This is a genomic window from Streptomyces sp. NPDC007917, assembly GCF_042959105.1.
Taxonomy (GTDB): Bacteria; Actinomycetota; Actinomycetes; order Streptomycetales; family Streptomycetaceae; genus Streptomyces.
In genome coordinates this window covers 105514-130341 of sequence record NZ_JBIBKK010000030.1, presented here as the reverse complement: position 1 = coordinate 130341, position 24828 = coordinate 105514, and the positions used below count along the sequence as shown (strand labels likewise).

Below are 24828 nucleotides of genomic sequence, written 5' to 3'. Positions count from 1 at the left end.
TCCCTCAACCCCGCAAGATCATCGCGTCCAACGGCCACGGTCCTCGCAACTCCCACAGATCGCGGGTGTTGCGAGGACCGTTAGAACCCAAGCCGACCGGCCGGGGCCTCTGCTCATGGGACTGCCCGGCTCAGCCGGTGAAGAGCTGGGTGGCCTTGCGTACGAGCTCGTAAACCCCGTAGCCGAACGGGAGGACCACCCAGGCCCAGACGGCCACGGTCAGCGCCGTGCGGTTCCTCATCGGTCCGTTCCCTTCTCGGCGGGTGTGGCTTCCCGGGTCCCGGCCGGCTCTCCGGCGGGCTCGTGGAAGCGCGGATGGACCGGCCGGATCAGCTCGTTGGCCACGAAGCCGACGATGAGCAGGCCGATCATGATGGACATGGAGAGCGAGTAGAGGCCGGGGCCGGTGTGTCCGGCCTCCTTCTGGTGGTCGGCGACCTTGTTGACGATGAACGGACCGAGGACCCCGGCCAGCGACCAGGCCGTCAGCAGCCGCCCGTGGATCGCGCCCACCTGGTAGGTGCCGAACAGGTCCTTCAGATACGCCGGCACGGTCGCGAACCCGCCGCCGTAGAAGGACAGGATCACCAGCGCACAGACCACGAACAGCGGCTTGGAGGAGTCCCCGAGCCGCGCGATCGCCAGATACATCAGCGCGCCCACGCCCAGATAGATCCGGTACATGTTCTTGCGGCCGAGCAGGTCGGAGGTCGACGACCACAGCAGCCGCCCCGTCATGTTCGCCGCCGACAGCAGCGCCACGAAGCCCGCGGCGGCGGAGGCGGTGACGGGGGTCGAGGTGTCCGTGAAGTAGTCCGTGATCATCGGCGCGGCCTTCTCCAGGATGCCGATGCCGGCCGTGACGTTCATGCACAGCACGACCCACAGGCACCAGAACTGCGGGGTGCGGAGGGCGTTGCGCGCCGAGACGTCGGCCGTGCTGACCAGGCGGCCCGGCGCGGTCGGCGGCTGCCAGCCGGCCGGCCGCCAGCCGTCCGGCGGCACCCGCACCAGCAGCACGCCGAGCGCCATGAAAGCCCCGTAGGTGAGCCCGTGCACCAGGAAGGTGGACGCGATACCGGAGCTGTCCGTGCCGAACGCCTCCAGCAGCCGGGTCGACCAGGGCGAGGCGATGAGCGCACCGCCGCCGAAGCCCATGATGGCGATGCCGGTGGCCATCCCGGGCCGGTCGGGGAACCACTTCATCAGCGTCGAGACCGGTGAGATGTATCCGATGCCCAGGCCGATGCCGCCGATGAAGCCGTAGCCGAGCACCACCAGCCAGTACTGGCGGGTGGCGGCGCCCAGCGCGGCGACGAGGAAGCCGGAGGAGAAGCAGACCAGCGACACGAACATCGCCCAGCGCGGGCCGTTGCGCTCGACCAGCGTGCCGCCGAAGGCCGCCGAGAGGCCCAGCATCACGATGCCCAGCTGGAAGGGGAGCGCGCTCGCTGTGCCCGACAGATCGAGCGAGGACTCCAGCGGTGGCTTGAACACGCTCCAGGCGTACGCCTGGCCGATGGAGAGATGGACGGAGAGCGCGGCGGGCGGGACCAGCCAGCGGCTCCAGCCCGGCGGTGCGAGGGTGCGGGAGCGGTCGAGGAAGGCGAGGCGGGGAGTGGAGGGCATGGCCTGGACTTTAAGGATTCGGCCACGCCATGACCAGATGTCAGGCGGCGATGTGTGGACAGTATGAGTAAACTGTAGACAATAGCCAATCCAGGGAGTCCATCCGGGACATCCCTCCGCCACGGTCTTCCGGAATGTCTGGGGAATTCCTCGGACATTCCGAGACGACGAATCCGAAGGGGGCCCGATGCCGGTGAGAGGACTGCCGCAGGGCGCGGTGCCCAGGCTTGAGCGACCGGGGCCGCTCCGCGAGCGCGTCTACGAGGCGCTGCTCGAGCTGATCACCACGCGCGCCCTGCGCCCCGGTCAGCATCTGGTCGAGAGCGAGCTCGCCGCCCAGCTCGGGGTCTCGCGGCAGCCGGTGCGCGAGGCGTTGCAGCGGCTGAACACCGAGGGCTGGGTCGATCTGCGCCCAGCCCAGGGCGCGTTCGTCCACGAGCCCACCGAGGACGAGGCCGACCAGCTGCTGACGGTCCGCACCCTCCTGGAGGCCGAGGCCGCCCGGCTGGCCGCCGTGAGCGCGGGCCCGTCCGGGGTCGAGGCCCTGGAGGAGCTGTGCGTCAAGGGCGAGCGCGCGGTGCTCGCGGACGACGTCGACGGCGCGGTCGCGGCGAACGCCGAGTTCCACGCCAAGGTGATGGAGCTCGCGGGGAACGCGGTCCTGGCCGAGCTGGCAGCCCAGGTGGACCGCAGGGTCCGCTGGTACTACACCCCGGTGGCCCGGCAGCGCGGCAAGCAGTCATGGATCGAGCACCGCGAGCTGATCGCGGCCATCTCCGACCGCGACGAACAGCGCGCCACGGCCGTCATGCGCGCCCACACCGAACACACCCGGCGCACCTACCACGAGCGCGACCCGGACTGAGCCGGGGCGAGTGTTCGTCCAGACATGCCGAGACGAACCCGACGAAGCCCACGGTGGCCTGGAGGTGCCGGCCGCAGGCCATTGCTCCCCGCCCCGGCGGCAGCGCGTCACGCCATGTGGTCGACCGCTTCCTTGGCCTCTTTCAGGTCCGCCCCGGTGATCTCCCGGTAGGCCTTGATGGCGTGGATCTTCTTCCCCTCCAGGATGAGGGCCCGCACCGGCGCCAGCTCCGGCTGGGGCTCCTCGATGCCCAGGTGTTCGAGTATCAGATCGACCTTCCGGGTCAACTGCGCCGTCCTGCGGCTCATCTTGTCCAGTTTGCGCTCGACGGACGACCACATCGTCGCCATGAACATGATGACCAGGGCTACTGCTGTCAGTTCCATGCTCCGCAACCCTAGCGATCACGCTGGGGAGGGGAGTCCTCCCGGCGGGCTGCCCGGGTGTGCCGCACCCAGGTGGCGCCCGTCCTGGTTGGTGGCCGCTGACCTGCCCAGACTCGGCGGGACGGAGTGTTCCATCCAGAGGAGAGACATCATGACGAACACCGCCAAGGTCGTCCTGGTCACCGGGGCGAGCAGCGGGATCGGGGAGGCCACCGCCCGCCGCCTGGCCGCCGACGGCCACCACGTCCTGCTGGGCGCGCGGCGCGCCGACCGCCTGGAGGCGCTGGTCCAGGAGATCACCGCCAACGGCGGCAGCGCCGCCTGCCGGCCGCTGGACGTCACGGACGCCGCCGGTGTGCGGGACTTCGTCTCCGCCTCCGCTGAGCGCTGGGGACGGGTGGACGTGATGGTCAACAACGCCGGGGTGATGCCGCTCTCGCCGCTCGAAGCGCTGAAGGTCGACGAGTGGGACCGCATGATCGATGTGAACATCCGCGGTGTGCTGCACGGCATCGCGGCCGCCCTGCCGGTGATGCGGCGGCAGGGCGGCGGGCACTTCGTGAACGTCGCCTCGGTCGGCGCGTACGAGGTGTCGCCCACCGCCGCCGTGTACTGCGCCACCAAGTTCGCCGTACGCGCGCTCTCCGAGGGGCTGCGCCAGGAGTCGGGCGGCGACATCCGGGTCAGCGTGGTGTCCCCGGGCGTCACCGAGTCCGAACTCGCCGACTCGATCTCCGACCCGGACGCCCGCGAGGCCATGAAGTGGTATCGCGCGGTGGCCATCCCCGCGTCGGCGGTCGCGGATGCCATCGCCTTCGCCGTCAGCCGGCCCGCCGAGGTCGATGTGAACGAGATCGTGGTGCGGCCCGTGGCGAGCGCCCAGTAGCCCCAGTAGCCCCCGTAGCCCCCCAGCCCCGGGAAACGCGGGACGGCGGCACGCCCGTCCCACTGGCGTGCCGCCGTCCCGAATCCGCCGCCGTACGACGGCCTGTCTCACCCAGCCGTCACACCGCCGTCAGACCGCCTCCCGGCTGATCGGCTGCGGGTTGGGCGCGATGTCCCGGACCCGTGGCCGGCCCGGCTGGCGCAGCAGCAGGGCGACCCCGGCCGCCACCATGGAGATGCCGCCGGCCAGCGCGTACGCCCCGTCGTACCCCCAGGAGTCGACCACCATGGAGCCGAGGCCGCCGCCGAACAGCCCGCTGACCAGCTTTCCGCTGTAGACCAGGCCGTAGTTGGTGGCGTTGTAGTTCTCGCCGAAGTAGTCCGGGGTCAGCGCGGCGAACATCGGGTAGAAGGCGCCGCCGCCGAAGCCGGAGAGGAAGGCGAAGAAGAGGAACAGCGCCTCGTTGTGCAGGTTTCCGGCCCAGATCACCCCGAACTGCGCGAGCCCCAGGACCAGGATCACGAACACCAGGGTCGACTTGCGCCCCCAGATGTCCGACAGCCAGCCCACGACCCCGCGCCCCACGCCGTTGATGACGGACATGATGCCCATCGACGAGGCCGCGACCAGCGGGCCGAAGCCCACGTCCTTGGCGTAGTCGACCTGGAAGGAGATGCCGAAGATGGACACCCCGGCCGTCATCACCAGGGCCAGCCACATCAGCGGCAGCATGCCCGTCCTGATGGCCTCCTTGGGCGTGTACTGCCGCACCGCGGGCGGGTTCTTGGCCAGGCTCGCCGCGCTCTTGGCGTTGCCGCTGAAGCGGATCGGGTCGATGTGCGCGGGCCACCAGTTCTTGGGCGGGTCCTTGAAGAACCAGGCGCAGACCGCCACCACGATCAGCACATAGACACCGATGAGGTCCAGCACCTCGTGGTAGTTCCCGGTGTCGAACCAGTAGTTGAAGATGAAGATGAACGGCAGCGCGCCGTACGCGAAGCCGCCGTTGACGAACCCGGTCTTCGCGCCGCGCCGCTCCGGGAACCACTTGCCCACCATGTTGATGCAGGTGGCGTAGACGAGCCCGGAGCCAAGGCCCCCGACGACGCCGAAGCCGAAGATCGCGGCGGCAACGTTGTCGAGGTGGGAGAGGGCGAGGAAGCCGACCAGACACAGCGCCGACCCGGTGAACATCGCCTTGCGGGCGGTCAGTATCCCCCTCTCCCGCAGCCAGCCGGCCGGGAAGGCGATCCCCGCCTGGAAGAACACCCACACGCTCAGGATCCAGAAGGTGTTGCTCTGGCTCCAGCCGTGTGCGTCGGAGAGCGTGTCCTCGGCCGACCCGTACGCGTACTCGGACACGCTGATGGCCATCATCGCGATCCACGGCAGATAGACCATCAACTTCCGGCCGTGGCCGAGGATGTCGCGGTCCGTCTCGCCGATGCGGTAGATGCGGCCTTTGCCGTCGTGCACTTCGCGGAATGGCACGGTCCCATCCCGGTGTTGCCCTGTGCTCATGACGTCCCCTTGGCTTCGAAGGAACTGGCCAGCGCCCCCTGTCCAAACTCTTCGTGCTCGGGAGAACGGTGGGCGCTAGGTGAGCAACCCCGCCGACCGGGCCCACCGGTACTTCGCGCCCAGGACGGCCACCGGCTTCTCGGTGGTGTAGGGGTAGGCCACCACGCCGCGCTCGAAGAGGTACTGACTCGCCTCCTCGACCTCGGTGTCGCCCGCGAGGGAGGCCACCACCGGCTTGTGGATGCCGCGCTCCCGGAACTCCTCCACGACCCGCGCGGTGAGCTCGGCGAACACCATGGGCGGGGTGACGATGGTGTGCCAGTAGCCGAGGACCAGCGCGTGGATGCGCGGGTCTTCCAGGCCCAGCCGGATGGTGGCCTCGTAGGTGGCCGGCGGCTCGCCGCCGGTGATGTCGACCGGGTTGCCGGCCGCGCCGAAGGGCGGGATGAAGCGGCGGAAGGCGGCGTCGAGGTCCGGCGGGATCTCCATCAGGGAGAGCCCGTTGTCGACGATGGCGTCGGACAGCAGCACGCCAGAGCCCCCGGCGCCGGTGATGATGACGACGTTGTCACCTTGTGGCGTGGGCAGCACGGGCAGCGCCCGCGCGTACTCCAGCATCTCGTTCAGGCCCGGGGCACGGATGACCCCGGCCTGCCGCAGGATGTCGTCGTAGACCGCGTCGTCCCCGGCCAGCGCCCCGGTGTGCGAGCCCGCGGCCCTGGCGCCCGCCGCCGTACGGCCCGCCTTGAGCACCACGACCGGCTTCTTCGGCACGGTGGCGCGCGCGGCCTCCACGAAGGCGCGGCCGTCCTTGAGGTCTTCCAGGTGCATGGCGATGCACTGGGTGTTGGGGTCCTCGCCGAAGTAGGTGAGCAGGTCGTCCTCGTCCACGTCCGACTTGTTGCCGAGGCCGACGATCGCCGACACACCGGTGCGCGTGGTGCGGGCGAAGCCGAGGATCGCCATCCCGATGCCGCCGGACTGGGAGGTGAGCGCCACCGGCCCCTTGACGTCGTACGGGGTGCAGAAGGTGGCGCACAGGTCCTGCCAGGTGGAGTAGTAGCCGTAGATGTTCGGCCCCAGCAGCCGGACCCCGTGCTCCTCGGCGATCGCCACGATCCGCTCCTGCAGCTCGTGTTCGCCGGTCTCGGCGAAGCCGGACGGGATGAGGACGGCGTTGGGGATGCCCTTGCGGCCGACCTCCTCCAGCGCCGCGGGGACGAACTTCGCGGGGATCGCGAAGACCGCCACATCCACCTCGCCCGGCACGTCCGTCACCGACCGGTACGCCTTGCGGCCCAGGATGTCGTCGGACTTGGGGTTCACCGGGTGGATCTCGCCGGGGAAGCCGCCGTCGATGAGGTTGCGCATCACCGAGTTGCCGATCTTGCCCTGCTCGTTGGAGGCGCCGATCACGGTGACCGAGCGCGGCTGCATCAGCCGTCGCATCGCGGTCAGGATCTCCTCGCGCGAGTAGCGGCGCCGCTCGGCGGGCGGCGCGTCGCTGAGCAGGATCCGTACGTCGGCGGCCAGCACGCCGCTCGCGGAGGCGAACACCGGATTCAGATCCACCTCGGCGATCTCGGGGAAGTCGGCGGCCAGCCGGGAGACCCGGACCACCAGGTCGGCCAGCGCCTCCCGGTCCACCGCCGCCCCGCCGCGTACGCCCCGCAGCACCTCGGCGGCGCGGATCGAGTCCAGCATCGACAGCGCGTCGTCCCGGCTCGCCGGGGCCAGCCGGAAGGTGATGTCCTTCAACACCTCCACCAGCACCCCGCCGAGGCCGAACGCGACGACCTTCCCGAAGGTCGGGTCGGTGACCGCGCCGACGATGACCTCCTGGCCGCCCGCCGGCACCATCTGCTGCACCTGCACGCCCTTGATCCGGGCCTTCGGGTCGTACGCGCGGGCGTTCGAGACGATCGCGGTGAACGCGCCGCGCACCTCCGCCGCCGAGCTGAGCCCCACCTGGACCCCGCCCGCATCGGTCTTGTGCAGGATGTCCGGGGAGACGATCTTGAGGGCGACCGGGAAGCCGATCCGGTCGGCGAGCGCCACCGCGTCGTCCGCGCACTCCGCCAGCCCCTCGGCCGGCGTCGGAATGCCATACGCGTCGGTGATGCGCTTGCCCTCGGGCGCCGTCAGCGCCGAGCGCCCCTCGGCGCGCGCGGCGTCGAGCACGGCCCGCACGGCCGCCGTGTCATACGTTGGCTCCGCCACCGTCAGATCACTCCGTTCGCCTTGAGTTGCCGCACTTCCTCGTCGCCGAGGCCCAGCTCCCCGACGTAGATCTCTTCGTTGTGCTCGCCCAGCAGCGGCGAGCGCTCCACCTCGACCGGGGAGTCGGAGAGCTTGAGCGGCGAGCCGACGGTGGTGAAGGTGCCGCGCTCGGGGTGGTCGACCTTCACCACCATCTCGTTGGCCGCGAGCGACGCGTCCTCGACGATCTCCTTGGTGGACAGGATCGGCCCGCAGGGGATGTTGTGGGCGTTCAGCGCCTCCAGCACCTCCCACTTGGGCAGGGCGGAGGACCACTCCTCGATCAGCTGGAACATCTTGGCCAGCTTGGGCAGCCGCGCCTCGGGCGTCGCCCACTCCGGGTCCTCGGCCAGCTCCGGCCGCCCGATCAGCTCCGTGATCGGCTGCCAGCCGACGGGCTGCACGATGACGTACACATAGTCGTTGGGCCCGCCGGGCGCGCACTTGACCGCCCAGCCCGGCTGCCCGCCGCCGCTCGCGTTGCCCGAGCGCGGCACCTCGTCGCCGAAGCTCTCGTTCGGGTACTCCGCGAGCGGGCCGTGCGCCAGCCGCTGCTGGTCGCGCAGCTTGACCCGGCACAGATTCAGCACCGCGTGCTGCATGGCCACGTTCACGCGCTGGCCGCGCCCGGTGCGGGTGCGCTGGTAGAGCGCGGCCAGGATGCCCGCCACACAGTGCACCCCGGTGCCCGAGTCGCCGATCTGCGCGCCGGTCGCCAGCGGCGGCCCGTCGTCGAACCCGGTGGTGGACATCGACCCGCCCATGGCCTGCGCGACCACCTCGTACGCCTTGAACTTGGTGTACGGGCCGTCGCCGAAGCCCTTGATCGAGGCGTAGACGATCCGCGGGTTGATCTCCTGGATGCGCTCCCAGCTGAACCCCATGCGGTCCACGGCGCCCGGGCCGAAGTTCTCCACCATGACGTCGCTGCGGCGGATGAGCTCGGTCAGGATCTCCTTGCCGCGCTCGGTCTTGGTGTTGAGGGTGATGCTCCGCTTGTTGCAGTTGAGCATCGTGAAGTAGAGGGAGTCGACGTCCGGGAGGTCGCGCAGCTGCTTGCGCGTGATATCCCCGGTGACGGACTCCAGCTTGATGACGTCCGCGCCGAGCCAGGCCAGCAGCTGGGTGGCGGAGGGCCCGGACTGTACGTGCGTCATGTCGAGGACGCGCACGCCCTCAAGAGCCTTGGTCATCTCATGGCCCCTTTACTTGTACATCGTCTGGTTCATCGTTCCGGGGGCGTACGCGTCCGGGTCGACCCAGACGTTGATCAGCGACGGCTTGCCGGACTCGCGGGCGCGCCGCAGGGCCGGGCCGATGTCCGCCGGGTCGCGGACCTCCTCGCCGTAGCCGCCGAGCATCCGCGCGAACTGGTCGTACGGCACATCGCCGAGGGTGTTGCCGACCCGCTCGCGCTGCTCGCCGTACTTGGCCTTCTGGCCGTAACGGATCTGGTTCATCGAGGAGTTGTTGCCGACGATGCCGACGAAGGGCAGGTCGAAGCGGACCAGCGTCTCGAAGTCCCAGCCGGTGAGGGAGAACGCCCCGTCCCCGAAGAGGGTCACGACCTCCTTGTCGGGGCGGGCCTGCTTGGCGGCCATCACGAACGGCACACCGACCCCGAGGGTGCCCAGCGGCCCCGGGTCCATCCAGTGGCCGGGCGACTTGGGCTGCACCACCTGGCCGGAGAAGGTGACGATGTCGCCGCCGTCGCCGATGTAGATCGAGTCCTCGGTGAGGAAGTCGTTGATCTCGCTGACCAGGCGGTACGGGTGGATGGGGGAGGCGTCCGAGCGCAGCTGCGGCAGCCGCTTCTCGAGCGCGGTCTGCTCGGCGGCGCGCAGCTCGTCCAGCCACTCCTTGCGCTTGCCCGCGCCCCCGCCCGGGCGGCCCGAGGCGGCCTGGGTGACGGCGGACAGGACGAGCCCGGCGTCGCCGACGATGCCCAGATCGATGTCCCTGTTCTTCCCCACCGTCCGGTAGTCGAGGTCGATCTGGACGACCGTCGCGTCGGGGGAGAGCCGCTTGCCGTAGCCCATGCGGAAGTCGAACGGTGTGCCCACGATGACGATCAGGTCGGCGCCTGCGAAGGCGTAGCGGCGGGAGAGCTGGAAGTGGTGCGGATCGCCGGGCGGCAGGGTGCCGCGCCCCGCGCCGTTCATGTACGCGGGGACGTTGAGGGTCCGTACCAGCTCGATGGCCGCGTCGGTGGCGCGGCAGGTCCACACCTGGCTGCCGAGCAGGATCGCCGGCTTCTCGGCGCGCACCAGCAGGTCGGCCAGCTTCTCCACGGCCTCGGGGTCGCCGGCGCCGCGGGTGGAGGCCCGGTACTTCCCGGCCTCGGGGACACGGGCCTTGCTGACCGGGACCTTGGCGTCCAGGACGTCGCGCGGGATCTCCAGGAAGGACGGGCCCGGGGCGCCGTGGTAGCACTCGCGGAAGGCCATGGAGACCATGTCGGCGGCGCGGGCGGTGTCCGGGACGGTGGCGGCGAACTTGGTGATCGGCGCCATCATGTCGACGTGCGGGAGGTCCTGGAGGGACCCCATCTTGTGCTGGGTGTGGGCGCCCTGTCCGCCGATGAGCAGCATGGGGGACTCGGCGCGGAAGGCGTTGGCGACGCCGGTGACCGCGTCGGTGGTGCCGGGGCCGGCGGTGACGACGGCACAGCCGGGCTTGCCGGTGATCCGGGCGTAGCCGTCGGCGGCGTGGGCGGCCACCTGTTCGTGGCGTACGTCGATGACGTCGATGCCCTCGTCGACGCAGCCGTCGTAGATGTCGATGATGTGGCCGCCGCAGAGCGTGTAGATGACGTCGACGCCCTCGGCTTTGAGCGCCTTGGCGACCAGGTGCCCGCCGGAGATGAGTTCCTGGCTGTCGTCGGGCATGGCGATGCGCGTCCCTTCGTCGGGGGTGGGTGCGGTCTTCGCGTGTCTTACGGTGTCTCGCATGGGAGGCAGATTGCATACAGTCGACGTTATGCGGTATGAACATTGTTATCCCGCATCGACTGATCGATGTCCAGGGGGCGTTCGGCAAGTGTTTGACCAAGCGCTGCGACTGGGACCAAGGAGCGGGCATGGACCTGTTCGAACATCAGGCACGGGAACTCTTCGAGCACTACGGCGTGTTGGTGCCGCGGGCGGAGGTGGTCGACTCCGCGCCCGCGGCCCGCGCGGCGGCCGAGCGGCTGGGCGGCCGAGCCGTCGTCAAGGCGCAGGTGAAGACCGGGGGACGGGGCAAGGCGGGCGGGGTGAAGCTCGCCGCGGACCCGGCGGCCGCCGAGTTGACCGCACGTCAGATCCTCGGCATGGACATCAAGGGCCACACGGTCCACCGCGTGATGGTCGCCGAACCGGTCGAGGTGGAGCGCGAGTTCTACGTCGGCTACGCCCTCGACCGGGCGTCCGGCCGCTTCCTGGCGATCGCCTCCGCCGAGGGCGGCATGGAGATCGAGGAAGTGGCGGCCCGCCGCCCCGACGCGGTGGCCAGGATCGCGGTGGACCCCGAGGAGGGCGTGTCCGAGGCGAAGGCCGCCGAGATCGCCGCGGCGGGCGGGCTGCCGGCCGAGGCGGCGGGGACCGTGCGCCGGCTGTGGACCGTGCTGACCGAGCAGGACGCGCTGCTGGTCGAGGTCAACCCGCTCGTGCTGACGCGCGGCGGGCAGATCGTCGCGCTGGACGGCAAGGTGACCCTGGACGACAACGCGCGCTTCCGCAGGACGTACGCGTACGAGGCGGACACCGGCGGTGTCGCATCCAGCGGCGTCGATCTGGAGGCGCGGGCGGCGGCCAAGGGCCTGAACTACGTCAAGCTGGACGGCCGGGTCGGCGTCATCGGCAACGGCGCGGGCCTGGTCATGTCCACCCTCGACGTGGTCGCGGGCTGCGGCGCCCGCCCCGCCGACTTCCTCGACATCGGCGGCGGCGCCTCGGCCGAGGTCATGGCGGGCGGCCTCTCCGTCGTCCTCGGCGACCCCGACGTACGGTCCGTCCTCGTCAACGTCTTCGGCGGCATCACCGCCTGCGACGCGGTGGCCGAGGGCATCGTCCGCGCCCTGGACACCGTCACCCTCACCAAACCGCTCGTCGTCCGGCTCGACGGCAACAGCGCGGCACGCGGCCGGGCGATCCTCGCCGAGCGCGCCCATCCGCTCGTACACCAGGTGGACACCATGGACGGCGCCGCGGCGCGGGCCGCCGAACTCGCGGCAGTCGCGGCATAAGGGGGCTTACGCCATGGCAATCTTCCTCACCAAGGACAGCAAGGTCATCGTCCAGGGCATGACCGGCGCGGAGGGCGTGAAGCACACCCGCCGGATGCTCGCGGCCGGCACCGACATCGTCGGCGGGGTCAACCCCCGCAAGGCCGGGGTCCGGGTCGACATCGACGGCCGTACGGTGCCGGTCTTCGGCACCGTACGCGAGGCCATGGACGCCACCGGCGCGGATGTGACGGTCCTCTTCGTCCCGCCGCCGGTCGCCAAGGCCGCGGTCATCGAGGCGGCCGACGCCGCGATCCCGCTCGCCGTCGTGATCACCGAGGGCATCCCGGTGCACGACGCGGTCGCCTTCCAGGCCCACGCCCGGGCCCGCGCCACCAGGATCATCGGCCCGAACTGCCCGGGGCTGATCTCCCCGGGCCAGTCGAACGCGGGCATCATCCCCTCCGACATCACCAAACCGGGCCGGATCGGCCTGGTGTCCAAGTCCGGCACGCTGACGTACCAGCTGATGTACGAGCTGCGGGACATCGGCTTCTCGACGTGCGTGGGCATCGGCGGCGACCCGGTGATCGGCACCACCCACATCGACGCTCTCGCCGCGTTCGAGGCCGACCCGGAGACCGACCTGATCGTGATGATCGGCGAGATAGGCGGCGACGCGGAGGAGCGGGCGGCTCGTTTCATCGCCGAGCGGGTGACCAAACCGGTGGTCGGCTACATAGCGGGCTTCACCGCCCCCGAAGGCAGGACCATGGGCCACGCCGGGGCCATCGTCTCCGGCTCCTCGGGCACCGCCCGCGCCAAGAAGGAGGCGCTGGAAGCGGCCGGGGTACGGGTCGGGGCCACCCCGACGGAGACCGCCGAGCTGGTGTTCGCCCTTCTGGCGGACGCGGGCGAGGCGAGCCGCGCCGGACGGGGGAAGGTGGTGTGAACGGTGACCGCACCCGTGCCCCGAGAGCGGAGTCCGCAGATGGCAGCCACCCTCACCCATAAACCCGGCACCACCTGGGCCGACGCCTGGCAGCGCTGCCTGGCCGCCGCGCCCGAGGCGTTCCGGGACGACCGCGTCCTCAATCTGTGGGACGGCCGCTGGCACCCCGACGGCCACCCCCTCCCCGCGACCACCCCCGTCGACGGCACCCCCATCCCCGGCCCGCCCCGCCTGGACGCGGCGACCGCCCGCCGGGCCGTACGCGCCGCCCTCGACCAGCACCGCGCCTGGCGCCACATCGCCCTCCCCGAGCGCCGCGCCCGCGTCGCCGCCACCCTCGACGCCCTCGCCGCCCACCGCGAACTGCTCGCCCTCCTCCTGGTCTGGGAGATCGGCAAGCCCTGGCGGCTCGCCCAGGCCGATGTGGACCGGGCCATCGACGGCGTCCGCTGGTACGCCGACGGGATCGACCGCATGCTGGAGGGCCGCTCCCCGCTCCCCGGCCCGGTCTCCAACATCGCGAGCTGGAACTATCCGATGAGCGTCCTCGCCCACGCCATGCTGGTCCAGGCCCTCGCGGGCAACGCCGTGATCGCCAAGACCCCCACCGACGGCGGCCTCGCCTGCCTCACCCTCGCCGCCGCCCTCGCCGCCCGCGAGGGCGTCCCCTTCACCCTGGTCAGCGGCAGCGGCGGCGAGCTCTCCGAGGCCCTGGTCCGCTCGCCCGAGATCGGCTGCGTCTCCTTCGTCGGCGGCCGCGACACCGGCGCCCGCGTCGCCACCGCCGTCGCCGACCTCGGCAAACGCCACATCCTCGAACAAGAGGGGCTCAACGCCTGGGGCATCTGGAACTTCACCGGCTGGGCCGAGCTCGGCCCCCTGATCCGCAAGACCTTCGACTACGCCAAGCAGCGCTGCACCGCCTACCCCCGCTTCGTCGTCCAGCGCTCCTCCTTCGACGCCTTCCTCGCCGTCTACCTCCCGGCCGTACGCGCCATCCGCCTCGGCCACCCCCTCGCCGTCGAACACCCGGCCGACCCCCTCCCCGAGCTGGACTTCGGCCCCCTGATCAACGCCGCCAAGGCCAAGGAGTTGGGCGACCAGGTCGCCGAGGCGATCGACCGCGGCGCCGTCCCCCTCCACCGCGGCGACCTCGCCGACGGCCACTTCCTCCCCGACCAGGACCGCTCCGCCTACCTGGCCCCGGTCACGCTCCTCAACCCGCCCCCGTCCTCCCCGCTCCACCACGCCGAGCCCTTCGGCCCCGTCGACACCCTCGTCCTGGTCGACACCGAGGCCGAACTGCTGGCCGCCATGAACGCCAGCAACGGCGCCCTCGTCGCCACCCTCTCCTGCGACGACCCCGCCACCTACCAGCGCCTCGCCCCGCAGATCCGCGCCTTCAAGACCGGCCACGGCACACCCCGCTCCCGCGGCGACCGCGACGAGCTCTTCGGCGGCTTCGGCGCCTCCTGGCGCGGCGCCTTCGTCGGCGGCGACCTCCTCGTCCACGCCGTCACCGAGGGCCCCGCCCCCGACCGCGCCCCCGGCAACTTCCCCGACTACCACCTGATGCCCGCCTGACCACCCCCCGTGACCCACAACTCGCCCGGGGCCGCGTCACCGCAGGTCGGCGCGGCCCGGGGCCGGGCCCTTACGCAGGTGAAACGCACTCCAAAACCTTGGTATCGTTGTCCCTGTCGCCGCGGGGAACCGCGGAGCACACCTGGTCCGGGTGGCGGAATGGCAGACGCGCTAGCTTGAGGTGCTAGTGCCCTTTATCGGGCGTGGGGGTTCAAGTCCCCCCTCGGACACACATCTTGTGCATAGGGTTGGCGCGGGTTGTGACTCAACGGTCGCAGCCCGCTTTTTCGTGTTCACATCCGACGTCCGGTCTCTCGGGGAGGGCGCGTGGTAGCTTCTGTATACGCTATGTATACGAGCTTCTGGGGGTTGCGGTGGCGTCCGGTCGGGAGACGGCGTACGCGTATCTGAAGGACACGGTTCTGACCGATCCCGGGATGCAGGGGGCGTTCCTGTCCGAGCAGGAGATCGCCGACCGGATCGGGGTCTCCCGCACCCCCATCCGGGAAGCGCTGCTCCTGCTCGCCGCCGAGGACCTGGTCGAGCTCGTGCCCAAGCGGGGCGCCCGGGTGTCGCCGCTGACGGGACGAGAGATCAGAGAGCTGATGGAGCTGCGGGGCATCGTGGAGCGATACGCCGCACAGCAGCTCGTCGCCACCGGGCGGGCGCCGGTGCGGGAGCTGCGGTCGCTGCTGGAGCGGCAGGACGAACTCACCGGCCCCGACCAGACCCGGGAGTTCATCGCGGTGGACCACCAGTTCCACGCGGCGCTGGTGTCGGCCGTGGGGAACGCGTTGCTGGACCGGCACTACGAAGGCTTGCGCAGCCGCCAGGTCCGGGCCGGGGTGGTGGCCGTGTTCAACCGGCAAGGGCGGCAGGAGGCGGTGCTGAAGGAGCACCGGGCCATCGTGGACGCCCTTGCCGCCGGTGACGCGGGGCAGGCGTGCGCCGCGATCGACCATCACCTGCAGTCGACGCTCAAGGTGCTGCTCGAGGGCTCCTAGCCGGTGGTCCGGGATAGGTGACCACGAGCATCGTGACGCCGTTCTCGGAGGTCCACGGGCCGTGCGGCATACCGGGCGGGCGGCAGGCGAACATGCCCGCGGTGAAGGTCTCGCCGAGCGTCAGGTCGTGCAGCGCCCCGTCGACGAGGTAGACCTCCTCCCAGAAGTCATGGCGTGCCACGCCCTGCGCCGAGGTGTCGGTGCCGGGCGCCCAGTGGACCAGGACGGTCCGGCCGCCGCCGTCGGGGTCGTCGGCCAGCACGCGTTCCCGCACGCCCGGACCGGTCTTCGCGGACGTGGTCCACGGCCCGGCGGGCAGGTGGAATTCCAGCTCCGGCTTGCTCACCGCCATACCTCCGGCCGCCTGTTGGCCAGCACCGACGTGGTCTTCCGTACGGCCGTGACCTCGTCGATGTCGAGGTCCGCGACCAGCAGTCCCGGCTCGGCGTCCAGGGCGTGCCGCACGGTTCCGTCGGGGCCCACGATCCGGCTGTGGCCTATGCCGGTCGGCGCGCCTCCCGGGGCGGTGCCGGGGTCGGCCTGGTCGACGGCGGCCAGCCAGAGGGTGGCGTCCAGGGCCCGTGCCCGCACCAGCAGCTCCCACTGGTCGAGCTTGCCGGGCCCGGCTCCCCAGGAGGCCGCCAGCAGCGTCGCGGCCGCCCCGGCGTCGGCGTGTGCCCGGAACAGCTCGGGGAAGCGGACGTCGTAGCAGGTGGCCAGAGCCAGCCGTACGCCGTCCACCTCCATGACGGTGGTCCGCGAGCCCGCGGCGACGGTGTCGGACTCGCGGTAGCCGAAGGCGTCGTAGAGGTGGATCTTGTCGTACGACGTCTCGACGCCGGGGCCGGTGGCCAGCAGGGTGTTGGTCACCTTGCCGCCGTCCGCGGGGGTGAACATACCGGCCACGACGACGGTGCCGGTGACCCTGGCGATCTCCCGTACCCCGTCGGCCCACGGTCCGTGCAGGGGCTCGGCGAGCGGCGCCAGCGGGGTGCCGAAGCAGGCCATCGAGGCCTCGGGGAAGACGACGACACGGGCTCCGGCGTCCGCGGCGCGCTGTGCCCATTCCTCGATGAGCCGCAGGTTCTTCCCGGGGTCCGGGCCGGTGGTGAGCTGGCTCAGGGCGATCCGCATGCTTCCTCCTCGGTGGGTGGGACGGCAGTGGTCAGACGACGTCGGCCGTGGCCTGCGCGTCCGGTGCGGCGAGCCGGGCGTCCTCGTCGACGGCGGCTTGGGGGTCGCGGCCCAGGAGCACCCCCGCGAGGGAGACGGCCGCGGCGACGGCGATGTAGAGGGCCAGCGGCAGCCAGGTGCCGTAGGCGCTCAGCAGGGTGGTGAACAGCAGCGGGGCGATGGCGCCGCCGATGATGCCGGCCAGGGTGTACGCCAGCGACGATCCGGTGTAGCGCAGCCGGGGCGAGAACTGCTCGGCGATGAAGGCGGCCTGCGGCCCGTACAGGAAGCAGTGGATCACGAGGCCCACCACGACACCGAGCGCCAGCGGGATCCAGCTGCCGCCGCCGACCATCGGGAAGAACAGGAACGGCCACACACCGGCGGCCACCGCGGCACAGCCGTACAGCACGCGACGGTTGATCCGGTCGGAGACGGCACCGGCCAGTGGCATCAGGAAGACCTGCAGCGAGGAGCCGATGAGGACGGCCGCGAGGGCGGAACCGCGCGACATGCCCAGTTCCCCGGTGGCGTACGTCAGGACGAAGACGGTGAACATGGCGTACAGCACGTCGGGGCCGACGCGGCAGAGGATCGCGGCGAGCAGGGCGCGGGGCTGGGTGGTGAAGACCTCGCGGATCGGCGCCTCGGGCCGGGACTGCTCGGCCTCCATCGCCTTGAAGACCGGGGTCTCCTCCAGCTTCGCCCTGATCCACAGGCCGAAGGCGACGAGGACGCCGGAGAGCAGGAAGGCCACCCGCCAGCCCCATGCCTCGAACTGCGCCTCGGTCAGCAGCGCGCCGAGTGCGGCCAGGACGCCGTTGGCCAGGAGGTTGCCCGCCGGCGGGCCCACCTGCGCGGCGGAGGCGTAGAAGCCCCGGCGGCGCGGGTCCCCGAACTCGCTGGACAGCAGCACCGCGCCGCCCCACTCGCCGCCGACGCCCACGCCCTGCGCGAACCGCAGCACGACCAGCGCGATCGGGGCGGCGACCCCGGTCGTGGAGTACGTGGGCAGGACGCCGATCAGGAAGGTGGCCGCGCCGATCAGGACCAGTGTGGCGATCAGCACCTTCTTGCGGCCGATCACATCGCCGAGACGGCCGAAGACGAATCCGCCCAGCGGGCGCGAGACGTAGCCGACCGCGTAGGTGGAGAAGGCCAGCAGGGTGCCGGTGAGCGGGTCCTCCGAGGGGAAGAAGAGATCGCCGAAGACCAGGGCCGCCGCGGCGGAGTAGACGGCGAAGTCGTACCACTCCAGGGCTGTGCCGGTCAGGCTCGCGACGAAGGCCCGGCGGACGCCGGAGCGCCTTTCGGACGCCGTCGGATCGCCCTTGGGGGTGTCGTGCATGGTTCCCATCCTTGCTCGGGGGACATCGACCTTCCGGCATACTTCTTGTATACAGGTCGTATGCGCAAGCCCTGCGCGAGAAGTTAACCGCGGAGAAATCCACCAACCGCGGACCGTCACCAGAACTCCGGGAGCGCCCTCATGGCCCAGCTGACCTTCGAACTGCCGGACGGCTCGACACGCGAGATCGACATCGTCCAGGTGCTCAACGCCGGGTACGCCGGGCGCAGCCAGGACGATGTCGCCGCGCACATCGCCGAACTCGCCGAGCTCGGCGTACCCACCCCCTCCGTGACGCCGACCCTCTACCCCGTCGCCCCCTACCTCGCCCAGCAGATCGACCGCGTCTCCGTCCAGCACCGGCGCACCTCCGGCGAGGCCGAGTGGGCGCTCGTCGTGGCCGGCGACGGCGAGCTGCTGCTCACGGCCGCCTGCGACCACACCGACCGCGACCTCGAGGTGCACGGCGTGGCCTGGAGCAAGAACGCCGGCCCCGACGTCCTCGCCCGCCGCGCCTGGCGGCTCGCCGACGTCGAGCCACGCCTGGATGACCTCACCCTGCGCGCCTGGGTCACCCGCGACGGCACCGAGACCGAGATCCAGCACGGCACCCTCGCCGAACTCCTCACCCCCGCCTACTGGATCGACGTCCTGCGCTCCCGCGACGCCCTCAACCCGGGCACCGTCCTCATCTCCGGCACCATCCCCATGGCCCCGGGGGTCGACCAGTTCGCCGACGCCTGGCGCGTGGAACTGGGCGACCCCGCCACCGGCGACACCATCCGCCTCGCCTACGACGTGCACCCCATGCCGGAACCCATCGGCTGACGAGCGATGAGGCGGGCCGTGGCTTCACCGTCACGACCCGCGTCCTCTGTCACTCATCGACGCATGTCAGTCAGCCACGCACCTGAATGAGCGCGTGGCTGCCGCTCGTGCGCCACCGCTGGTCGTGCGCGGCGACGAGCGCCGCCTCCGTGCGCTCGTCGAGCCCGACGATCACGTCGGACTTCAGCGTGCGCAGGGCTGCCACGGGGCCGGGGAAGTACGCGGTGCGCTCCGCGAACGGCGTGGTCGCGGGCCAGAGCTGGTCGCCGACGAGGCGCCGGTAGTTCAGGTCGCCCTTCATGAGCGTCACGGTGGCGGCTGCGAACTCCTGGCTCAGGTCGTCGGGCATGGCCGCGTACGGCAGCGGTGCGCAGAAGAAGGCATGGGTGCGAACGGCGAGCCGCCCCCGCCGTACGGCCTCCCACAGCCGCTTGCCGGCCACGCCGGCGACACCGTCCGCCTGCTTCAGATGGCGCAGGCAGTCGATCACGTCGGCGGTCGTGGCGTCCGAGACGTAGTACGGGTACGGCTTGACGTGGAGGGTGACGAGTTCGGCGTGCTGGTGGCGCAGCAGGTGGTCGATGAGGAGCAGGTCGGGGACGAGCTCGCGGCCCGCGTTGTCCGCGACCAGGCACACCGTGTTCGGCCCTCCGGCGGGCAGCAGCGACCACAGTGCCGCGGAGTCGTCCGCGACGAGTGGACTGTCGGCGCCGGTTGTTGTGCGGCTGCCGGGGGTCATGCTGAAGCCGAGGTCCGCGCGGTTGCCCCACAGGGCTCCGTGCACAAGCGCCTGTGCCTGCTCGCCGACGGGCCTCGGCGCCAGCCGGTCCAGCGCCTTCAGCTCGGCTTCTGCCTCCTCGGTGTCCAGCTCGGCCTGCTTGAAGGTCCGGAACGGATCGATGCCCTGCCATGGGCCCGCCCCGAAGTATCCGACCGCTTCAAGCAGTTTCCGGTAGAAGTAGCTCTCCGCCCACAGGAACGGCACGTCGAACCAGGAGCGGCCGACGTGGCCCCGCCCCCACTCCGCCCACTGGTCGTGGTCCGGCGCACCAGCGCCGAGCGGGCTGATCACGCCCTCGGTGCACTCCGTGAGCAGGGCGTCGAGCGCCCGGTGCTGCTGGGGGCCGTACGGGAAGGCGTCGCGCACCCTCGCGATGAGCGCCGGGTGGCGCTCGGCCAGCACACTCCGGGCGAAACTCCCGGGCTCGTTGCTCAGGATGACGGGCGCGTCCACGTTCTCGGGCATGGCTTGGTGTTCCTCCGCAATGGTGCCGCTCAGTCGCTGTCCACCGGCAGGGCGCCCGTCCCGGCGCCCGCCGCCGCTCAGTCTCCCGGGTCGTGGAGGGTGGGGGTGGCAGCTCGGGGCCGAGGGCGGGGCGCCTGACTGCCGCGGGCCTGGACGACACCTGCGGCAACCTGATCAAGATCGTGCACAGCGCATAGGGCGCGCCGGGCCTGCCGGCCTCACGCTCCCGCCGCGGCACGCCTACAGCGCGGAATGCGCCAGCCAGTGGTCGAAGAGCCGCCCGTCACCGTCGATCGCCACGCGCCGCGGCGGCAGCCGTCGCGCCAGCACCAGCAGCAGGTCTTCCACCGCACCCGCCACGGTGACGTCCGCCGGGCCCGCCGGGCCCCGCCGCCATGACACCCCCGTCGGCGTGCGCGTGATCACCCACCCCTCGATGGACCGCTCGACGGGTCGCAGCCCGATCGAGCCCGCACCGCGCAACGCGGCCACCGCGGGCTTCAACGCCGTGGCGGCCGGCGAGGACAGCAGTTCCAGGTACTGGGTCACCGCGTCGGCCGCCAGGCCGGGTTCGAGGGCGTACGGCACACCGGCGAGCAGCGCGGCATCGACTGCGTGCACCGACGTGTCGTGTGCCGCCTGCCGCAGCCAGAACGAGGCCGGTCCCGGTCCGAGGAGCGTCCACACCGGTGTCTCGGGACCGGCCGCCCGTACCGCCTCGACCAGCTCCGAGGCGCCCGCCCGCAGCCATGTCCGCCACTCCCGCGGGGGCACGGCGTCATGCGGATCGGGGATGGCGCCGGGGGAGCCGCCGCGAACGATGCCCGCGGCCCAGCGCGGTGCCTGCCCGAGGTGTCCGACGAGGACGCGGAGCCGCCACTGCGGGCATGTCGGTACGGAGGCGTCCCAGTCGGCGCCGTCCACGGCGTCCGCGAACGCCGCGGTCTGTGCGAGCAGGCCCGCGGCAAGTTGGTCGATATGAGGCTGTGTCATGCGGCGTAGGGTAGGAACTCCACCCGGGTGGAGGTTCAAGTGCGCGCGGACACCTTGTCCATCGGCGAGCTCGCGCGGCTGACCGGCGTGTCCGTCCGTACGATCCGCTTCTACTGCGACGAGGGCTTCGTCGAGTCGTTCCGCAGCACCGGCGGACACCGCCGCTTCCACGCGGACGCGGTCGAGCGGGTGACGCTGCTGCGCCGGCTACGGGCGCTCGGACTCGGGCTGACGGCGATCGACGCCGTGCTCGGCGGCCGGCGGTCCCTCGCCGAAGCCGCCGCGCGGGAACGCGCGAAGATCGATGCGGAGCTGGCCGCGCTGGGCTGGCGCCGGGCCTCACTCCGGGCGGTCGAGCAGGCGGCGCCGGCCGAGCGGGCCGCGAGGCTGGAACTGCTGGCCGCGGTCGCGGACGGCCGCGCGGCGCAGCACCTGCTCGAGGTGTTCTGGAGCCGCGTCGCCCTGCCCGCCCTGCCCGCGTCGCCCGATGACGGCGTCGGCATGTTCCTCTCGGTCAGCGTCCCCGAGCCGCCAAAGGACCCCACTCCCGAGCAGGTGGTCGCCTACGCCACGCTGGTCGCGATCGTCGACGACCACCGGCTCCGGCAGCAGATCTGGGCCCGCACACGGACCGGCGAAGAGTTCATCGCCTACCAGCACGCCCTGCTGGACGGGGGGATCGGGGAAACGTGCGAGCTCGCCCGTCCATGCGTACGGGCGGGCGAGCGGCCGGGCCCCGGGCCGTTGCTCGACCGGTTCGTCGAGGCACACGCGACAACACGGGGCACGCGGGACAGCCCGGCGTTCCGGCGCGCCCTGCTGCGCACCGCGGCGGTCGACCGAAGCCCGGGGCTGCGCCGTTACTGGGAGCTCGTCGGCGACATCACCGGCGAGGACGTCACGGTGGGAGAGGCGCATTCATGGTTGCTGGACTCGCTCGACCGCGCGGTGGCGTAGCCGCGGTGGTGTAGCTGCGGTGGCGTAGACGCTCAAGGGTGATCACCCCCTTCTCATGACTCCTCGGCTATCTTGTCCAAGATCAGCATTGCTGTGACACTATGCTTCGAGGGGGCGTGATGGAGCTGAACTCGCTCAGGCAGTTCCTGGTGGTGGCCCGACTGGAGCACCTCAGCCGGGCGGCCGAGGAGCTTCACATCGCCCAGCCGTCGCTGAGCCGCACCATCGCCCGGTTGGAGAGCGAGCTGGGCGCACCGCTGTTCGACCGGAGCAAACGGCTCCGGCTGAACGACGCGGGCCGGCTCTTCCGCGACCACGTCGAACGTGCCCTCGGCGAGCTCGACGCGGGGCGACGCGCCGTCGCCGAGGCCGCCGGCGGGGGCTTGGGCGCCGTGAGACTGGCGTCGGAAACCTTCCTCACCCTCACCGGGCCGCTGGCGGACTACAAGCAGGCCCACCCCGCTGTCGAGATCGAACTCCACTGGTCGCCGCCCGAGGACATGGCCCGCCGCCTGCGCGCCCAGGAAGTCGATCTGTGCATCGCCTCGCAGCCGATCCATGCCGAGGGCCTGGAGGCGGTGCGACTGTTCGACGAGGAGGTCGGGGTGGGTGTGCCACTCGATCACCCGCTGGCCGGCCGCACGTCGGTGACCATCGACGAACTCGCCGACCAGCCCTTCGTCACCGCCCGCAGGGGGCACTGGCTACGCCGGCTGCTCGACCGGCTCTTCGCCGCACGAGACCTCACCCCGAAGATCGTCTGCGAAAGCGACGAACACAGCGCCATCGCCGACCTGATCAGCGCCGGACTCGGCATCGGTCTCGCCCCCGCCTTCGCCCGCCGCAGCGCCACGCGCGCCCCCGTCGCGTGGATCCCCGTCGACAGCCCCGACTGCCGCCGCACGGTCACCCTCTACTGGGGCGCCGACAGTCACCTGCCAACCGCTGTCCGGCTGCTGCGCACCACGATCACCAATTGGGACTGGACCGCAGGCGCGCCCCGGGACAAACGCTGATCCACGGTCAGGCGCGCTCCGTGCGTCAGAGCAGGATTTCGGCCCGCACCCGCTCCTTCGGTGTTGCGATGTCCCAGTAGCGAGCGGTGCCCCTCGCGTTGCTGAAGTCGCCCGTACCGCCGGTGATGGCCATGTCGAGCGAACTTGTTCCGCTCACCCAGAGCGACTGCATCGTCAGAGAGCCACGCTCAAGTTCTATCGTGATCACGCACTGTGTGGTCAGTTCTTCACCCTTGATGTGAATGACCTGGCACGACCCGCCCCCACGCCCGACCCCGCGACCGTCCTTCATCGCGGTGCCGGAGTAGACGTACATGTCACCCAAGCTCGGCCCGGCCGGGCCGAGGTCAGTGTCCGCGTACTGATCGTTCTGAACCTCCAGTTCGAGGACCTCGACTCGGCCCTTGTCCGGAACATCGGCGTCGGCGCTGCCCACAGCGCCGACGCCGACCAATGCGGCGGCCAGCGATACGGCGAAGGTTTTGATGAGCGTCGCCCGCCGCGTGTTGGTGGCCATGGTGGATCCTCCTCATTGCGATCTCCGTTGCGAACACCTCGACGCTATGCCCTGTAAGTCATGGGGTCTAAGACCAATATCGCTATGGTGCTATGACTTTGAAGGCATGAGGGGCTGAACTCGCCCAGCCCGTCTCCGTATCAGCACGACCGTGCCCACCGCCACGGTCACGGCCGCGGCGAGCGCGGGAGCGCCGAGCGCCAGGACGCGCTGGGCGGAAGCGGCGGCCGCGTATCCGGTGCCTGCCTCGGCGGTGGCCCACAGCGGCGCGGCCACGACGCTGTAGGGGGCGATACGGCGGTAGGGCAGCCGGGCGGCGCCCGCGAGGTGGGGGGTCAGGGTGCGCAGCACCGGGAGGAAGCGGGCGAGGAGGACGGCGTGTCCACCGTGGCGCGCCATCAGCGTCTCGGCACGCCGCCATGCCGCGGCGGGAAGGCGGCGGCCGAGGCGGCCGCCGCGCAGGCGGTGGCCGAGGACACGTCCGGTGCGGTGTGCGAGGAAGTCGCCCGCCACCACGGCGCACGCGGAGATCGCGATCAGCGGAGGAAGGGCCAACTGCCCGGAGCGCGCCAGCGCGCCGGCCGCCAGCAGCAGGGTGAGGGTGGGAATGAACGCCCCGAGCAGCAGTACGGATTCGGCCAGGACGGCCGCGCCCACGATCGCGTAGACACCGGCGGCGGGCACCTGGCCGAGGGCGGTGGTCAGGGTGTTCACCGGCCCGCTCCGGCCGTGGCCGCACGGCGCGGGCCCGGGGTCGCCGGGGCGGGGCGCCTGAGCTGCCAGACCCGGGCGGGAGGAAGGTTGGCCCACACCGTCCGGCAGCCGGTGGCGTACCGGCGCTGGTACGCGGCCAGTACCCGCTCCACGGCCCGGTGCCTGCGCGCCTGGGCGCGGGTGGCCAGCAGGGCACGGGCCTCCCGGGTGCCCAGGTAGGCGAAGTAGGTCAGGGTGGCTCCGGGGAGCAGCAGCTCCAGATACCGATCCATGATCGTCTCCACCTGGCGCGGGCGAAGTTGGCGAAGGGCAGGCCGGAGACGATCACGTCGTAGCGCCGGTCGGTGTCCAGGTCCTCGACACGGGTCGTGTGCACGCGGACCTGCTTCCCGTCCGCGGCGACCTGCGGATGCGTGGCGGCGAGGTGGCGCAGCCGGGCGGCGAAGCGCGGGTTGACCTCGGCGATGTCCAGGCGGCTGCCCGGCGGCAGCCGGGGGATCAGGGCGCGGGTGACCGCTCCGGTTCCGGCCCCGGCCTCCAGGATGTTCAGTGGGCGCGGGGTCCGCGCGCCCACCGGGTCGGTCAGCGCGCGGGCCAGCGCCTTGCCGCTGGGTGCGACGGCACCGGTGGTGCGCGCGTCGCGGGCCGCTTCGAGCAGAAACATCCAGCCTTCGGCGTGGCGCTGCGCGAGAACACGGTCGTGTGGGGTGGTCCGGTCGTCCATGGCAGCGACGCTAGAAACCGGC

At 71.4% G+C, this 24828-nt stretch carries 22 protein-coding genes, 1 tRNA gene and 1 pseudogene; 10 read left to right on the top strand and 14 right to left on the bottom strand.

The features are described 5' to 3' along the window. Positions 1-237: 237 nt before the first annotated feature. Positions 238-1629, bottom strand: coding sequence for an OFA family MFS transporter (locus tag ACFZDL_RS39310; RefSeq protein WP_353595282.1), 1392 nt, complete (start codon positions 1627-1629; stop codon positions 238-240). Positions 1630-1816: 187 nt separating this feature from the next. Between ACFZDL_RS39310 and ACFZDL_RS39305 the strand changes: the two genes are divergently transcribed. Continuing rightward, a complete protein-coding gene (locus ACFZDL_RS39305) occupies positions 1817-2494 on the top strand; it encodes a GntR family transcriptional regulator (protein ID WP_353595281.1) in 678 nt (225 codons plus the stop codon). Positions 2495-2601: 107 nt separating this feature from the next. Here the strand turns inward: ACFZDL_RS39305 and ACFZDL_RS39300 are convergent, their stop codons facing one another. Then, positions 2602-2880: a ribosomal protein L7/L12 gene (locus ACFZDL_RS39300; RefSeq protein ID WP_353595280.1), complete on the bottom strand. Its 279-nt coding sequence runs from the start codon at positions 2878-2880 to the stop codon at positions 2602-2604. 151 nt (positions 2881-3031) lie between these two features. On the opposite strand from ACFZDL_RS39300, the gene ACFZDL_RS39295 reads away from it, so the two are divergent. Beyond that, positions 3032-3766, top strand: coding sequence for an SDR family oxidoreductase (locus ACFZDL_RS39295; protein WP_353595279.1), 735 nt, complete (start codon positions 3032-3034; stop codon positions 3764-3766). Positions 3767-3895: 129 nt separating this feature from the next. Here ACFZDL_RS39295 and ACFZDL_RS39290 read toward each other — a convergent pair whose 3' ends face one another. The 4 genes from ACFZDL_RS39290 to ACFZDL_RS39275 form a co-directional block, all read right to left on the bottom strand. Beyond that, positions 3896-5287, bottom strand: a complete 1392-nt coding sequence (locus tag ACFZDL_RS39290) for an OFA family MFS transporter (RefSeq protein WP_353595278.1) — start codon at positions 5285-5287, stop codon at positions 3896-3898. 75 nt (positions 5288-5362) lie between these two features. Beyond that, positions 5363-7507, bottom strand: coding sequence for an acetate--CoA ligase family protein (locus ACFZDL_RS39285; protein ID WP_391193665.1), 2145 nt, complete (start codon positions 7505-7507; stop codon positions 5363-5365). A gap of 2 nt (positions 7508-7509) precedes the next feature. Further along, positions 7510-8739: a formyl-CoA transferase gene (frc, locus tag ACFZDL_RS39280; protein WP_353595277.1), complete on the bottom strand. Its 1230-nt coding sequence runs from the start codon at positions 8737-8739 to the stop codon at positions 7510-7512. A gap of 12 nt (positions 8740-8751) precedes the next feature. Next, positions 8752-10434, bottom strand: a complete 1683-nt coding sequence (locus ACFZDL_RS39275) for a thiamine pyrophosphate-binding protein (RefSeq protein ID WP_353595290.1) — start codon at positions 10432-10434, stop codon at positions 8752-8754. Between the two features lie 191 nt (positions 10435-10625). Between ACFZDL_RS39275 and sucC the strand changes: the two genes are divergently transcribed. The 5 genes from sucC to ACFZDL_RS39250 all read left to right on the top strand — a co-directional run bounded on the left by sucC (position 10626) and on the right by ACFZDL_RS39250 (position 15290). Further along, positions 10626-11771, top strand: coding sequence for an ADP-forming succinate--CoA ligase subunit beta (gene sucC, locus ACFZDL_RS39270; RefSeq protein WP_353595276.1), 1146 nt, complete (start codon positions 10626-10628; stop codon positions 11769-11771). Positions 11772-11784: 13 nt separating this feature from the next. Beyond that, positions 11785-12702, top strand: a complete 918-nt coding sequence (sucD, locus tag ACFZDL_RS39265; protein WP_353595275.1) for a succinate--CoA ligase subunit alpha — start codon at positions 11785-11787, stop codon at positions 12700-12702. A 39-nt stretch (positions 12703-12741) separates the two neighbouring features. Further along, positions 12742-14286 (top strand): aldehyde dehydrogenase family protein, encoded by a 1545-nt coding sequence (locus tag ACFZDL_RS39260; protein WP_353595274.1) that lies wholly within the window; start codon positions 12742-12744, stop codon positions 14284-14286. Positions 14287-14431: 145 nt separating this feature from the next. Further along, positions 14432-14516 (top strand) — tRNA-Leu (locus tag ACFZDL_RS39255). 144 nt (positions 14517-14660) lie between these two features. After that, positions 14661-15290: a GntR family transcriptional regulator gene (locus tag ACFZDL_RS39250; protein WP_353595273.1), complete on the top strand. Its 630-nt coding sequence runs from the start codon at positions 14661-14663 to the stop codon at positions 15288-15290. Here ACFZDL_RS39250 and ACFZDL_RS39245 read toward each other — a convergent pair. From ACFZDL_RS39245 to ACFZDL_RS39235, 3 genes are read right to left on the bottom strand one after another with little or no spacing between them, the layout of a single operon-like run. Then, positions 15265-15636 (bottom strand): cupin domain-containing protein, encoded by a 372-nt coding sequence (locus ACFZDL_RS39245; RefSeq protein ID WP_353595272.1) that lies wholly within the window; start codon positions 15634-15636, stop codon positions 15265-15267. The two genes, ACFZDL_RS39250 and ACFZDL_RS39245, sit on opposite strands and share 26 nt — an antisense overlap. Next, the gene (locus tag ACFZDL_RS39240) at positions 15633-16424 is read right to left on the bottom strand and encodes a carbon-nitrogen hydrolase family protein (RefSeq protein ID WP_353595271.1); all 792 of its coding nucleotides are present in this window, start codon (positions 16422-16424) and stop codon (positions 15633-15635) included. The genes ACFZDL_RS39245 and ACFZDL_RS39240 overlap by 4 nt, the downstream gene beginning before the upstream one ends. A gap of 31 nt (positions 16425-16455) precedes the next feature. Beyond that, positions 16456-17811: an MFS transporter gene (locus ACFZDL_RS39235; protein ID WP_353595270.1), complete on the bottom strand. Its 1356-nt coding sequence runs from the start codon at positions 17809-17811 to the stop codon at positions 16456-16458. A gap of 141 nt (positions 17812-17952) precedes the next feature. Here ACFZDL_RS39235 and ACFZDL_RS39230 point away from each other — a divergent pair, with 141 nt between their 5' ends. Then, positions 17953-18639 (top strand): DUF2848 domain-containing protein, encoded by a 687-nt coding sequence (locus ACFZDL_RS39230; RefSeq protein WP_353595269.1) that lies wholly within the window; start codon positions 17953-17955, stop codon positions 18637-18639. A gap of 70 nt (positions 18640-18709) precedes the next feature. On the opposite strand, the gene ACFZDL_RS39225 is transcribed toward ACFZDL_RS39230, so the two are convergent. Together ACFZDL_RS39225 and ACFZDL_RS39220 are read right to left on the bottom strand one after the other, a co-directional pair. After that, positions 18710-19885, bottom strand: a complete 1176-nt coding sequence (locus ACFZDL_RS39225; protein WP_353595268.1) for a damage-control phosphatase ARMT1 family protein — start codon at positions 19883-19885, stop codon at positions 18710-18712. Positions 19886-20125: 240 nt separating this feature from the next. Further along, the gene (locus tag ACFZDL_RS39220) at positions 20126-20878 is read right to left on the bottom strand and encodes a maleylpyruvate isomerase family mycothiol-dependent enzyme (protein ID WP_353595267.1); all 753 of its coding nucleotides are present in this window, start codon (positions 20876-20878) and stop codon (positions 20126-20128) included. Positions 20879-20917: 39 nt separating this feature from the next. Here ACFZDL_RS39220 and ACFZDL_RS39215 point away from each other — a divergent pair, with 39 nt between their 5' ends. Continuing rightward, complete coding sequence (locus ACFZDL_RS39215) at positions 20918-21835, top strand: MerR family transcriptional regulator (protein ID WP_353595266.1); 918 nt, start codon at positions 20918-20920, stop codon at positions 21833-21835. A gap of 119 nt (positions 21836-21954) precedes the next feature. After that, entirely contained in the window at positions 21955-22851 is an 897-nt protein-coding gene (locus ACFZDL_RS39210; RefSeq protein ID WP_353595265.1) for a LysR family transcriptional regulator, read from the top strand. 25 nt (positions 22852-22876) lie between these two features. Here ACFZDL_RS39210 and ACFZDL_RS39205 read toward each other — a convergent pair whose 3' ends face one another. The 3 genes and pseudogenes from ACFZDL_RS39205 to ACFZDL_RS39195 form a co-directional block, all read right to left on the bottom strand. After that, on the bottom strand, positions 22877-23368 hold the full coding sequence (locus ACFZDL_RS39205; protein ID WP_353595264.1) for a hypothetical protein: 492 nt from the start codon (positions 23366-23368) through the stop codon (positions 22877-22879). A gap of 90 nt (positions 23369-23458) precedes the next feature. Continuing rightward, positions 23459-24082 (bottom strand): VTT domain-containing protein, encoded by a 624-nt coding sequence (locus ACFZDL_RS39200; protein WP_353595263.1) that lies wholly within the window; start codon positions 24080-24082, stop codon positions 23459-23461. Continuing rightward, positions 24079-24806 (bottom strand): annotated as a pseudogene (locus ACFZDL_RS39195) (class I SAM-dependent methyltransferase). The gene ACFZDL_RS39200 and the pseudogene ACFZDL_RS39195 overlap by 4 nt, the downstream one beginning before the upstream one ends. Between the last annotated feature and the right edge of the window lie 22 nt (positions 24807-24828).